13 protein-coding genes are annotated in these 13647 nt (G+C 41.0%); all 13 read right to left on the reverse strand.

Annotated features, from left to right (window positions below):
• Window positions 1-15: 15 nt before the first annotated feature.
• The gene (locus tag CJ483_RS09225; RefSeq protein ID WP_120034238.1) at window positions 16-837 is read right to left on the reverse strand and encodes a sulfite exporter TauE/SafE family protein; all 822 of its coding nucleotides are present in this window, start codon (window positions 835-837) and stop codon (window positions 16-18) included.
• A 12-nt stretch (window positions 838-849) separates the two neighbouring features.
• Window positions 850-1695 (reverse strand): DUF72 domain-containing protein, encoded by an 846-nt coding sequence (locus tag CJ483_RS09230; protein ID WP_120034240.1) that lies wholly within the window; start codon window positions 1693-1695, stop codon window positions 850-852.
• A 482-nt stretch (window positions 1696-2177) separates the two neighbouring features.
• Window positions 2178-2912, reverse strand: a complete 735-nt coding sequence (locus CJ483_RS09235) for an ABC transporter permease (RefSeq protein WP_120034242.1) — start codon at window positions 2910-2912, stop codon at window positions 2178-2180.
• On the reverse strand, window positions 2913-3608 hold the full coding sequence (locus tag CJ483_RS09240) for an ABC transporter permease (RefSeq protein WP_120034244.1): 696 nt from the start codon (window positions 3606-3608) through the stop codon (window positions 2913-2915). It lies immediately after the preceding gene.
• Window positions 3605-4498, reverse strand: coding sequence for an ABC transporter ATP-binding protein (locus tag CJ483_RS09245; protein WP_120034246.1), 894 nt, complete (start codon window positions 4496-4498; stop codon window positions 3605-3607). Before CJ483_RS09245 ends, CJ483_RS09240 begins: the two co-directional genes overlap by 4 nt.
• 104 nt (window positions 4499-4602) lie before the next feature.
• On the reverse strand, window positions 4603-5883 hold the full coding sequence (locus CJ483_RS09250; protein WP_120034248.1) for a sensor histidine kinase: 1281 nt from the start codon (window positions 5881-5883) through the stop codon (window positions 4603-4605).
• Window positions 5880-6554 carry a response regulator transcription factor gene (locus CJ483_RS09255; protein WP_120034250.1) on the reverse strand — a complete coding sequence of 225 codons (675 nt, stop codon included), beginning with the start codon at window positions 6552-6554 and terminating at the stop codon, window positions 5880-5882. The genes CJ483_RS09250 and CJ483_RS09255 overlap by 4 nt, the downstream gene beginning before the upstream one ends.
• 251 nt (window positions 6555-6805) lie before the next feature.
• Window positions 6806-7956, reverse strand: a protein-coding gene (locus CJ483_RS09260; RefSeq protein WP_120034252.1) for an IS3 family transposase whose coding sequence is annotated in 2 segments (ribosomal slippage) — window positions 6806-7683 and window positions 7683-7956 — 1152 coding nt in all. Because the reading frame shifts where the segments join, the coding sequence is not laid out codon by codon here.
• Between the two features lie 121 nt (window positions 7957-8077).
• Window positions 8078-9475 carry a Fe-S cluster assembly protein SufB gene (gene sufB / locus CJ483_RS09265; protein WP_120034254.1) on the reverse strand — a complete coding sequence of 466 codons (1398 nt, stop codon included), beginning with the start codon at window positions 9473-9475 and terminating at the stop codon, window positions 8078-8080.
• A 24-nt stretch (window positions 9476-9499) separates the two neighbouring features.
• Entirely contained in the window at window positions 9500-9934 is a 435-nt protein-coding gene (gene sufU / locus CJ483_RS09270) for a Fe-S cluster assembly sulfur transfer protein SufU (protein ID WP_120034256.1), read from the reverse strand.
• Window positions 9924-11153, reverse strand: a complete 1230-nt coding sequence (locus CJ483_RS09275; protein WP_120034258.1) for a cysteine desulfurase — start codon at window positions 11151-11153, stop codon at window positions 9924-9926. Before CJ483_RS09275 ends, sufU begins: the two co-directional genes overlap by 11 nt.
• Window positions 11153-12463 carry a Fe-S cluster assembly protein SufD gene (sufD, locus tag CJ483_RS09280; RefSeq protein WP_120034260.1) on the reverse strand — a complete coding sequence of 437 codons (1311 nt, stop codon included), beginning with the start codon at window positions 12461-12463 and terminating at the stop codon, window positions 11153-11155. The genes CJ483_RS09275 and sufD overlap by 1 nt, the downstream gene beginning before the upstream one ends.
• Before the next feature lie 242 nt (window positions 12464-12705).
• On the reverse strand, window positions 12706-13485 hold the full coding sequence (gene sufC / locus CJ483_RS09285) for a Fe-S cluster assembly ATPase SufC (RefSeq protein ID WP_120034262.1): 780 nt from the start codon (window positions 13483-13485) through the stop codon (window positions 12706-12708).
• Between the last annotated feature and the right edge of the window lie 162 nt (window positions 13486-13647).

A 13647-nucleotide genomic window follows, 5' to 3' on the forward strand; every position in this document is an offset into this window, starting at 1 on the left:
CCCACCTCCGCCTCGTTATGCGATCCCTTCATACATTAAGCGAATACCCGTGATAATTAAAATAATCCGCAGAACCATTACTAGAGCATTGGATTGCATTCTCGTATTTAGAAACGCCCCCAGTTTGGCTCCAATCCAGGCACCAGGTACAATCAATGCAGCATACAGCCAAATTACATTACCTAATACTACATGTGTAATGGAGCTAACCATCGCCGATAAGAAAATCATAAACATCGAGGTTGCCACCGCTACATGCGGAGGAAACGCGAACAATAGGATCATTGCCGGTACCATTAATGCGCCTCCGCCGATCCCAAAAATCCCTGAAAAAAAGCCAACAAAAAAAGCAATAAAGATAGCGGTAAGCGGTTGAAAGCGATATGTATAAACCTTGCCGCTTCTTTCAGTGAATTCACGGGTAATACCACCTCTCAACTTGGCGGGAAGCGGCTTTATTTTAGAGCGAAAGAGTAAAATGATCGCCATGATAATCATAAAGGCACCAAAATAAATGTAAAAAGAATGGGTGCTTAACGCTTTGTTGACAAAGGCACCGACAATTCCGCCAGGTCCACTTCCAATAAAAAAAAGCAGGCCGCTTTTATAATCAACCGTTTTATATTTCATGTAAGCAAGCGTTGAAGACAACCCTGTAAAGATCATGACGACAAGCGATATTCCGACCGCCTGCTGCGGAGAAATCTGAGAGAACCATGCAGTCGACGCGCTAAAAAAAAGAAGGGATGGAACGATAATTATGCCTCCTCCAATCCCCGCAAGTGCCCCAAGTGAACCGGCTGCAAAACCAATGGCCAGAAGAATAATCCACTCCATTTGGAGCCCTCCTTAAAATAGATCAAGCTGGCGTGAGGCCAGATTCTCATACGTTAAGCCAGCTAGCTGAATAAACTGCTTAGCATTATCAGCGGCATCTCCGCCGGAATTGTTATTAAAAAGCATGTAGACCTGTTTACTTTGCTTTTGAAGTTCTTTTGTAAAACCCACCCACTGATGTAATTCCTCTTCATTATAGCGGTATAAATAACGCACGTCGCGCCAATTTTTATTTCCTTGCTTTTGCCACCCCTGTTTATTCCGACCGTGCAAACGCACAAGTGTTTTTTCCGCATCAGTCGCACGCAAAACAAGCGGCACCGATCCTTCTCCCGCCTGCGGTTCATCACAAACGGTATGAATCCACCTTTCATTCTTTAAAAAAGTAATTGTCTTTTCTAGAAAATCCGGCGAATACCACGATTGGTGACGAAACTCAACGGCGAGGGGCAAATCTCCCATTAATTCCTTACAGTAACGTAAGTACTCCACGTTCTTACGCTGACAATCAAACCATGGCGGGAACTGGAACAACACCATCGCGAGCTTTCCCGCTTGTTTCATCGGCGCAAGCGACTCGATAAACGCCTTAAACATCTCTTCCTTTGATTCAAATGGAATCTCTCCCCGCTCATGCCCTGTCATGCCTTGGTAAGCTTTGACGACAAATTGAAAACTCTCCGGGGTTTCATCCACCCATTTTTGCATATTGCGCAGCGGCTGTACTGCGTAAAAACTGGCATCCACTTCAACAGTTGGAAAGTGAGCGCCATATTCCTTCAGCTTATCCCGGGAAGCAATGCCGCTTTTATAAAGCGTGTCATGGTCCCCCCAGCCGGTTACACCTACATATAACATCGACATCCACCTCTCTCTTATTTTAGCATATCATCATTGTTCTTTACTTATTATCCACTTATAACTGAAAACTAACATAACCGCTATTCCTTTAAAGAACCAATCTTTTCTCAATCCTCTTTCTCTATGTCAACTTGTTTTTGGACCATAGAAAAAAGCAGCTCTTGAGCTGCCTCTTCAGACGAAAAATTAACCGATTGAACCTTCCATTTTGAATGTAACTAATTTGAATAAAACAATCAAATAGAATCCACTAAAAATATCGACAGATCCAACACTTTACAAAATCACCTTACGAATGAACAAGATATTAACATAAACTATTTAGGCATACATGAGGAATCAAAGCTGTCGCTACTATCGGATAGCTTCTAATCATAGAAATCAATGTAGGGATTATCATTGTCTAAAATATTAAGCTTATAGGTTATATGCTGACTCTTCATAAAAAAGTGAGAAGGAAATTAACTTCCTCCTCCCCTTTAAATCGCTTTATGCTTAAAGCTCATCAAACCTAATAATAAAAACACGATAAAGCTACCGCCTGTTACAAGAAGCACTTGGCTTATCGGAACGAAGAAGAGCCCTGACATGCTGTCTTCCATATACATCATAAAGAATGGCTGTGACCATGGATAATAAGGACCAAAGCGTTCTGAATTGATGGCTAAAATACTTGGCAATGTAAAAATAACATTTAACGTAAAGGCTACGGCAAAACTTCGCCAATGCATAGCTGCCCAAAGTTGTAATGCGATCATCGGAAATGTAGCCAACCAGCCACCTAAAATGAACTTTATAATTACGACGAACGGAAAGCTTTCCTCAAATCCATTCATAGTACCTGCAATATACACCACCACACCATAAATTAGTTGAATCACTAAGACTAGCATAGCGTTTAAAACAAATTTGGCCAAATAAATTTGCGAACGTGTCACAGGTAATGCTACGAGCTGTTTCCAGCCACCTGCTTGATGCTCGTAGCGACAAATGATACCTGCTAACACGCCTGTGATTAAGGGCAAAAATAATAAAGCATATGGCAAGTTCATAAATAAAAATAAGCCATGCCATGGATTTATGCCTTTCATCTGCTCTGTCATAGGGTTCGCAGCGCCTATAAATAATGTGAGAAGCGGACCGATAACAAGTAGCGCGTAAATGTTATTGCGTTTTAGCTTATACCATTCCGCTTGTAATAATGAGAAAAACATTTACTTCGCATCCTTTCGATAAAAGTCATACATGCCCATAAGAAAAACAACCCCTCCCACACTAATACCTAATCCTACGTTCCAAGTTGGGTTCAATAAGTTAATCCATTTCCAAGGCATCCAATCAGGTAATGAGAAAGCAGAATAGGTCAGTAAAAATTGCACAATTCCTGTAGTAATCGCAACTGATTGGGACTTACTAACAACAGAAATCCATAATTGCACTGCAACAATCGGCAAAACGGCTAACACAGGCAATATACTTTGCCTAGCTATTGCTTCATATGGAATAGCTTGATCAAAATTTAAAACCATGCCATAGATAAGTGTGAAAATCATTAATAGTACGGAAGCTAGTATGAGGTAACTCAATACCACAAAGAATTTGGCAGCATATAACTTTTTTTTGGATAATGGCAAGGCCAATTGTTGCTTCCAGGCATTGGTTTCCTCTTCAACTCCGGCAATTTGCACCGCCAATATGACGCTGCCAAGTACGATAGCAAGAGGAATGAACCCTTGAACATTCATTAAGTAATAACCCCAATGGTCCTGGTTTTGTTCCATTAGCCATTCTTTGCGCACACCGTAATTCACCATTTGCAAAGCCACAACACCAAATCCGCCAAGAAATGATAGAATTAAAAACCCTTTGCGTTTTATCTTGGCAAACTCTGCCTGCATTAACGTCATCATGCTAAAGATGCCTCCTCTATCATACGAAGGAAAATGTCCTCTAATGAGCGCTGCTCTTCTTCTATACGGTAAATGGCAACATTTTGTTCGATTAGTTTTTGAACAGCCCATGCCACCTCATCATCAGCGAAGGACTCACAGTATAACCATTTTCCTTCTACTTCTCCGCCCACAGCTTGCTGCGCTTTTTGTACATCGCTTACACGCATACGTAAACGATGCTTTGCTAAAGTGCGCATCGTTTGAATATCATCTTGATAAATGATTTTCCCTTTAGCAATCACACCAATAGTCGTGGCTATTTGGTCGATCTCTGAAAGCAAGTGACTCGAAATAATAATCGTTTTCCCTTCCTTTGCCAAGTCTTTAATAAGCGTACGCATTTCAATAATGCCTTCTGGATCTAATCCATTTGTAGGCTCATCTAAAATTAATAACTTGGGTTCATGCAATAAAGCTTGGGCAATCCCTAAACGTTGTTTCATGCCAAGCGAAAAACCTTTTACCTTTTTATCTGCTACATGACTTAATCGCACCATCTCCAATACATGAGCAATGCGTTCTTCAGGTACTTGTAGAACCTTACGTAAAACCTCTAAATTTTCTTTTGCTGTTAAATGGGGGTAGTATGATGGATTTTCAACTAATGAACCAACCTGTTGCAAAATTTTCTTTCGATGCTTTTTTAGATCTTGGTTAAAAATTTGAATTTCGCCAGCTGTTGGTTTCATTAAGCCTAACAACATGCGTATAGTCGTTGACTTCCCTGCTCCATTCGGACCTAGAAATCCATAAATTTCGCCTTCTTTAATTTTTAAATCAACGTTTGAAACAGCTGTATGTTTATCAAATTTCTTAGTTAAGTTTTTTGTTTTAACGATGTAAGTCATCTCATTCACCTCACTTTTAACTTTAAGTGCTGGAGTTTAAAGCAAAGGTTAAGTTTGTTTAAAATTCGTTTAAAAAGCGTAGCCGAGTATCTCGGCTACGCTTTTTAATCTTTTGGGTATAATTGAACAGTCGTACCGTAAGCCGTATTATCAATAACCAAGGATAAGTTCATTTTCTCAGCCATTAACTCAACGATGGAAAGCCCAATTCCGGCTCCTTTCGTATGAGCATGATCCACAAAGCCTTGCCCTTTATCTCTAACCATAATTTGATTATTCTGCACCACAACTCGAATAAACTTGCCCTCATTTGCGTGGCGCAGCACATTTTGTAATAAATTATCCAATATACGTTCAAGCCATAATTTATCAATATGCCATGACAGCTCTTCAACTTCTAACTCCACCTCAAAACCTTGTTCTTCAAACAACGGATACCACGATGCAATACTTTGATTCACAAGGCGGTCGATGCGCGCGTCTTTAGCATGATAGCGCATCTTATTAGCCGTGAGTAATGAATAAGACATTAAGTTCTCGATTAAGTGGCTCATCATGCTAATAGAATGATCTAAATGCTGTGCCTGATCAGCGGATACATTTTGTAATTGTGCACGCATTTTGGTCAGTGGTGTTTTTAAGTCATGTGATAAATTTGCAATCAATTCTCGACGTAATTGCTCTTCTTCCAGCTCTCGCTTTTTAGCTTCTCGAAGTTCGTCAACCATATTGTTAAAGGCTTGTTCAACAGCTCCGATTTCGTCTTTTTTCTTCACTTCTGTGCGAATGGGCAAACCATCCATCTCACGAATTGTCATAGCCTCTTCTAAGTTGACTAAACGCTTTAAAATACGCATAAAAAACAACAACGAAATACCTAAAAAAGCAAACATTAATAAAAAGGCGATGTATAAAAAACCGGATTCCATTTTAGCAGGCTCTAATGTGTCACGCTCAATTTGTAATACTAAAAATCCATTTGCATCCTTGTTACCTACGAAACGGATAACAGTGAAAGTTGGGCTGCCATAATGCGATTGGATAAAGCGTGTAGTCGTTACCGTGTCCCAGTGTTCAGGTATTTTCGAAGCAGCATGAATGTACCATTTTTTCACAAGCTTGCCATTAGAATTCACATAAAAAAAGCTAGCTTGAGAGTATTGGGTATGCCAATCTTGAACAATTCCATCCACATCATCTGTAGTAGCCTCATATACATCTTCAGTCCATCTTTCTTCAATCTCTTCTATAGTAGGCACTTTTGAGACTAAACGTTCGAAGTTTATACCGACCATGTACAATATCACAACAAGCTGCAAAAAACCTAAAGCTATAAGAATTAAAACAATGTATTTTGTAAGCAATGAATGCCAAACCTTTTTCATGCTCTCACCCGATAACCAATGCCCCTTACGGTTTCAATAATTTGAGGTTGTGATGGATCTTGCTCAATCTTTTCACGTAAATAACGAATATGAACCATTAGCGTTTTATCGCCATCGATGTAAGTCTCTTGCCATACTGCTTCATACAGCTGTTCCTTTGTTAAAATTTGATTAAGATGCGTAATAAAATAGCGCAGTAAACCATATTGTGTCTGTGTCAATAATATCTCTGCACCCGACTCTCTATTATGTACAGTAAAATCTTTAGTACGGATTTCAATATGTTTTAATCGAATCGTTTCGTCCGTTTTATTAAAACGGCGTAGTAAAACTTGTATACGCGCAATAATTTCTTCTGCCTGGAAAGGCTTTGTCACATAATCATCTGCTATACTCAAGCCTTCTAGCTTATCATCTAACATCGAACGCGCTGAAAGCATTAAAATTGGAATTCCTTCATATTCACGCTTTAATTTTCGTGCAATTGAAAAACCGTCCAACCCTGGTAGCATAATATCTAATATCGCGACGTCTGGCACAAATTTATCTTTACTTTCCTCATATGTTTCAAAAGAACGATAAGCGTGTACATTGAAGCCCGCTTGTATCAGCGCTTGTTTTAGCCAATCTGCAATTTCAACCTCATCTTCAATATATAAAACGTGTATCATCTCACTACTCCTTTTGATATATACAATAGCATAACACCTGAATTCCACAAATTGTGAATCATATCATTACTAAATGCTCTGCGAATACACTACTGAATAAGATGCTTACTACATAATCGATAAAAAAGCACCTGATTGATTCAAGCAAGCTAAGCTGAATGACTTGTGACACAAAAGAAGGAGAGGACAAAAAACCCCCGCCACAACGCGGGGGACTGACCCCTATTTTTGAGACAGGGGTCAAAACACCTTTAAGCAGCCAGCTGCCGATACTTGACCGGTGGCTGGTTGTTTAGTTTCGCTTGAATACGGATATGGTTATAATAGTGAATATAGTTTTCGACAGTTTGCACTACGATGGCCGTCGTAGTGCTTCTCAACTCGTCGAGATAGAACGTTTCAGACTTTAGCGAGGAATGAAACGATTCGATGGAGGCATTATCAGAGGGTGTCCCTTTCCGGGACATACTCATGGTAATGCCTTTTCCTTTGACTGCCTGTTGATAAGCATAAGATGTGTAAACAGATCCTTGGTCACTGTGCAAGATACACCCTTTGGGGAGAGGGGGCAGCTGGGTCAGCGTATGCAGCACGAAATCTGTGTTTTGGCAGCTTCCTATAGAATAGGCAATGATTTCGCCGTTAAATAAATCCTGGATACTTGAAAGATACAGCTGTTTCTGGCCAAAAGGCAAGTATGTAATATCTGTGACGAGCTTTTGAAGAGGCTGATTTGCCTGGAAATCTCCTTTTAACAGATTATCGGAAATATGACAGGGCTGTCCTGTTCGTTTGCGTTTCTTCACCTTTACCCGGCATTGCCAGCCATACTTTTGCATCACACGCTGTACCGCTTTATGGTTAATAGACATCTCTCGTTTTAATAAGGCTGTGATTTTACGATAACCGTATCGAAACTTATGATCCCGGCACAACGTGCCGATTTTTCGTTCAACAATCTGCCTGGATGTTTCTTCCCGGCTCCTGCTCTTCCAGCGATAATAAGTGGATCTAGCAATGCCAAGATGCCGGCATATTTCCCTGACGGGCATGCTGGTTTTGAGTTCTTTCACTAATTCTACGGCTGTTTCTGGGACCACTTCCTCTCCAATTCTTTGTACTTTTTTAGTACTTCAATCTGTTGTTTCAGATACCGATTTTCTGCCTTCAACTTCTCCGCTTCACTTTCATGCTCAGTCCCTTTTCCAAAGGAATACTGCTTGCCTACTGGCTGTTCAAATCGATGAAACTCTCCTGCTTTATACCATTTCATCCATGTTTTAAGTTGTGTCTTATTTCGAATGTTTAATTCCTTCAAGACTTCTTTAACCGGCACCCCAGACAATCTCATTTTTACAGCCTTCATTTTTACTTCCGCTGGATAACTGACTCTTGTACCCATAGAAAAACACCTCCAAGTTACTTTCGAGTATTCCATACCCGTTTTCAACTTAAAGGTGTTTTTTTATTTGTCTCACTTTATGGGGTCAGTCCCCGCTGATGTGGCAGGGGTTTCTTATATGTTATCCTATTGAACCTTCCATTTCGAATTTAATCAGACGGTTCATCTCAACCGCATATTCCATTGGAAGTTCTTTTGTAAACGGCTCAATGAAGCCCATAACGATCATTTCTGTCGCTTCTTCCTCTGAAACGCCACGACTCATTAAGTAGAACAATTGTTCCTCAGACACTTTTGACACTTTTGCTTCATGCTCAAGTGAAATGTTGTCGTTCAAAATTTCATTGTAAGGAATTGTATCCGATGTCGACTGGTTATCCATAATAAGTGTATCACACTCAATGTTAGAGCGTGCCCCCTCGGCTTTGCGGCCAAAATGGACAACACCGCGGTATGTGACCTTTCCACCGTGCTTTGAGATTGATTTTGACACGATTGTAGAGGACGTGTTTGGCGCTAAATGAATCATTTTGGCACCTGCATCCTGATGCTGTCCTTTGCCGGCAATAGCAATGGACAACGTCAAACCACGTGCGCCTTCGCCTTTTAAAATAACCGCTGGATATTTCATTGTTAATTTTGAACCGATATTTCCATCGATCCATTCCATAGTTGCATTCTCTTCACATACCGCACGCTTTGTTACAAGGTTATATACGTTATTAGCCCAGTTTTGAATAGTTGTATAACGGCAATAGGCGTCTTTGCGGATGACAATTTCGACCACCGCACTATGCAAAGAATTTGTTGTATAAACCGGTGCTGTACATCCTTCTACATAGTGAACAGAAGACCCTTCGTCAGCGATGATTAGCGTACGCTCAAATTGCCCCATGTTTTCAGAATTAATTCGGAAATAGGCTTGCAGCGGTGTATCTACCTTCACGCCTGGTGGTACATAGATGAATGAACCGCCTGACCATACAGCAGAATTCAATGCCGCAAATTTATTATCAGTTGGCGGAATGACTGTCGCCCAGTATTTGCGGAAAATCTCTTCGTTTTCTTTTAATGCAGAATCTGTATCTTTAAAGACGATCCCAAGTGATTCTAAGTCTTCCTTCATGTTGTGATACACTACTTCGGATTCATATTGAGCAGAAACACCTGCGAGGTACTTTTGCTCCGCTTCCGGAATACCAAGCTTATCAAACGTTTGTTTAATTTCTTCCGGCACTTCATCCCATGAACGTTCTGCCCGTTCAGAAGGTTTTACGTAGTAGTTGATTTCGTCAAAGTTTAAAGCGGATAAATCTCCACCCCATTGTGGCATAGGCATATTGTAAAAATGCTCAAGCGACTTCAAACGAAAGTCCAGCATCCATTCAGGCTCATCTTTTAATTTGGAGATTTCTTCAACAATTTCACGTGTCAAGCCGCGTTCTGAACGGTACACTGAAACGTCTTTATCTCGAAAGCCATATTTGTAATCCCCGATCTCCGGCATTTTTTTAGCCATGTTTCATTCCTCCTGTTAGTTTTATTATTCTTGCTCAGACAAGCCTTTTTCCATGGCCTTCCATGCAAGCGTCGCACATTTGATGCGGGCAGGAAATTTAGCTACTCCCTGCAATGCCTCAATGTCGCCAAGATCTAAATCATCTGGATAGTCGTTTCCTTGCATCATTTCTGAAAAAACCTTTGAAAGTTTTAAGGCTGTCTCTATATCTTTGCCTTTAACCGCTTGTGTCATCATGGAGGCTGAAGCCATTGAAATGGAACATCCTTCTCCATCAAATTTCGCTTCTGACACTTTTCCATCTTCTACATTCATTGTGAGATGAATGCGATCTCCACAAGTCGGGTTATTCATATCAATGGTTAACGTGCCGTCTTCTAACTGTCCTTTATTACGAGGATTCTTATAGTGATCCATAATGACTTGGCGATACAGCTGATCTAAGTTATTAAAAGACATCACTGAAATACTCCTTTGTTTTAACGAGTCCCTGGACGAGCTTATCGACATCTTCTTCCAAATTGTACACATAGAAGCTTGCTCTTGCAGTTGCTGAACATTCCAGCCACTTCATGAGGGGTTGCGCACAATGATGGCCTGCCCGAACAGCAATTCCTTCCGCATCAAGCACAGTCGCTACATCATGAGGGTGCACATCGGCCAAATTAAATGTAACAAGTCCAGCACGCTTTTCACCGGCAAGCGGTCCATAGATTGTCATGCCTTCAATTGTACTAAGCCGTTCCATTGCATAGTCAGCTAAATGATGTTCATACTTCTCAATCTCATCAAGACCGATCTCTTCAAGAAAATCAATAGCTGCGCCTAAGCCGATGGCTCCCGCAATAATCGGCGTGCCGCCTTCAAATTTCCAAGGAAGCTCCTTCCATGTTGAATCATTAAGCCCCACAAAATCAATCATTTCGCCGCCAAATTCCACCGGTTCCATGTTTTCAAGAAGTTCCTTCTTGCCGTACATTACACCAATGCCGGTTGGCCCGCACATTTTATGACCCGAAAAAGCAAGAAAATCGCAATTTAACTCTTGAACATCAATCTTCATATGCGGAGCAGTCTGTGCTCCATCTACAACCATGACGGCTCCTTTTTCATGAACGATCTCGGTAATTTCTTTAATCGGGTTAATCGTGCCGAGCACATTTGACACCATCATAATAGAAACAATTTTCGTCTTTTCTGTAACTATTTCCCTTACATCTTCAAGCGAAACTGTTCCATTGTTCTGAAGCGGTAAATATTTCAGCACCGCCCCTTTTTCTTTAGCAAGCTGCTGCCAAGGAATAATGTTGCTGTGATGCTCCATGTAGGTGATGACGATTTCGTCGCCCTCACCTACATTTGCCCGTCCATAGCTTTGAGCAATCGTGTTAATAGAAGTTGTCGTTCCTCTTGTAAACACAATTTCTTCACGAGCCCTTGCATTAATAAATTTACGTACCTTATCGCGCGCACCTTCATAGGCATCCGTTGCTCGGTTACCAAGTGTATGCACGCCCCGGTGCACGTTAGAATTGTACTGACGATAGTAGTTGTCAAGCGCTTCAATTACCTGTACAGGCTTTTGAGAAGTCGCTGCATTATCTAAATACACAAGCGGATGACCGTTCACTTCTTGATCAAGAATAGGGAAATATTTTTTAATTTCCTTGGCGTTCATCAGCGTACTTTCCTTTCAATCACTTCAGTCAGTTGCTTTTTCACGCCTTCAATTGGCATTTTTTCAACAACTGGTGCTAAAAATCCATGAATGATTAAACGTTCAGCTTCATTACGGTCGATTCCTCGGCTCATCAAATAGTATAGCTGCAACGGATCTACACGGCCAACGGAGGCAGCATGGCCAGCTGTTACATCATCTTCGTCAATGAGAAGGATTGGATTAGCATCGCCGCGTGCTTTCTCACTAAGCATTAAAACACGTGATTCCTGCTCTGCATTTGACTTAGAAGCACCGTGCTCAATTTTGCCAATACCGTTAAAGATAGACTTAGCGGCATCTTTCATCACACCATGCTTTAAGATGTAACCTTCTGTATGCTTACCAAAATGAACGACTTTAGTAGTAAAGTTTTGAGATTGGCTGCCACGGCCGACAACCACTTGTTTTGTATCGGCAAATGAGCCGTCTCCAATCAGATTCGTAACATTCTCAGAGACTGTGTCACCATCATTCATCATGCCTAGCGCCCATTCAATGCGAGCGTCACGGCCTGTAACTCCGCGGCGGTTCACATAGGTTGTTACCCCACTTGCCAAATTATCAACAGCACCATAAACAACTTTGGCATTTGTACCGGCAGCCACTTCTGCCACAATATTTACTACTCCATTTTCAGGTGTAACCGTCGACACATAGTTCTCTACGTAAGTCACTGAGCTATTGTCATCCGCTACAACAAGCACGTGATTGAACAACGCGGCTTTCTCGTTATCTTGAATATACACAGCCTGAATTGGTTCTTTAACTTCAACGTTTTTCGGTATATATAGAAAAGCTCCACCATTCATTAAAGCTGCATGCAGAGCTGTGAGTCTATGTTCGTCCGGTTTCACTACGCTAGTCATAAAATACTTTTGAACAAGATCGCTATGCTCGCGAACAGCAGTGGCAATATCTGTGAAAATTACACCCTGTTCTGACAGATCCTCGGAAATAGCGAGGAAAGCCGGTGTCTGGTTGCGTTGAATATAAAGGTTTTTATTAACCTCTTCAAGATTGATTAACGACTTTACCTGTTCCGGAAGCTCTTCAAGAGAAGCAAATGGCTCACTCGTTACTGTATGAGAAGGAAATTGTGTAAAGTTCCAATTCGTAATTTTCGTTTTTTCTGCTTTTGGCAGCGGCAATTCCTCCGCTTTTTCAAGGGCTGTCAGGCGTAAATCAGCCAGCCATTGTCCCTCGCCTTTTTCTGCTGAAAAAGAGCGGATATACTCTCGATCTACTGGTAGGTTTGTTTCTACAGTCATGTCCGTCCTCCTAGTTATCCAACTTTCGTTTATCGATAAAGAAAACCGCTTCTTTATTTTGCATCGCCTCTCAAGGTATAACCTGTTCTAGCTGTGTAGCTAAAACATGCCACACAGCCAGAATGGCTTACATGTATTGTCCCAAAAAAGGCAGCACCGCTTTTCTTTGTACAGCTCCGTCTTTTTTGGGAATGGAAGCCCTATGCTTGTCTTCCCAGAATAGGCGGCTCTGCTTTTTGTTCTTACTGGCTTACTGTTTCGTCTTCGATGCCTAGCTCTTGTTTGATCCAATCGTACCCTTCCGCTTCAAGGCGTTGAGCAAGCTCTGCTCCACCTGATTTCACGACACGGCCTTGCATCATAACATGAACTACATCAGGTGTAATATAGTTAAGAAGACGCTGATAGTGAGTGATCATTAAGCAGCCAAAATCTTCGCTGCGCATTTCATTAATTCCTTTAGCTACTACTTTTAAGGCATCAATATCAAGCCCTGAGTCGATCTCATCAAGGATCGCGATTTTCGGTTTAATCATCATCAATTGTAAAATTTCATTACGTTTTTTCTCCCCGCCTGAGAAGCCTTCATTTAGGTAACGTTGTGCCATGTCTTGGTCCATTTCCAATAGATCCATTTTTGAATCCATTTCACGGATAAATTTCATTAAAGAAATTTCATTCCCCTCTTCACGGCGGCTATTAATAGCAGAGCGAAGGAAATCGGCATTCGTTACTCCACTAATCTCGCTTGGATATTGCATAGCAAGGAAGAGACCGGCACGCGCACGTTCGTCTACTTCCATTTCAAGAACGTCCTCTCCGTCCAATTCAATGCTTCCGCTCGTTACTTCATATTTAGGATGACCCATAATAGCTGCAGATAAAGTGGATTTACCTGTTCCATTTGGTCCCATAATTGCGTGGAACTCTCCACCTTTTATTTCAAGATTTACACCTTTTAAGATTTCTTTTCCATCAATGGATACGTGTAAATCTTTAATTGTTAATGTTGAAGCTGTCATGTCCATACCTCCGTAATCATCGAAGCAAATCGATGTTTATTATCATTCTCAATTTATTCTCATTACAATCTTATAACAAATGAAAATTATATTCAACCGGTCTGACTGAATTGTCCCGGATATTTGATGATAGTTCATCCTTCATATGAAATCAAGGGAAAT

This window comes from Bacillus sp. PK3_68, assembly GCF_003600835.1.
Taxonomy (GTDB): domain Bacteria; phylum Bacillota; class Bacilli; order Bacillales; family Domibacillaceae; genus Pseudobacillus.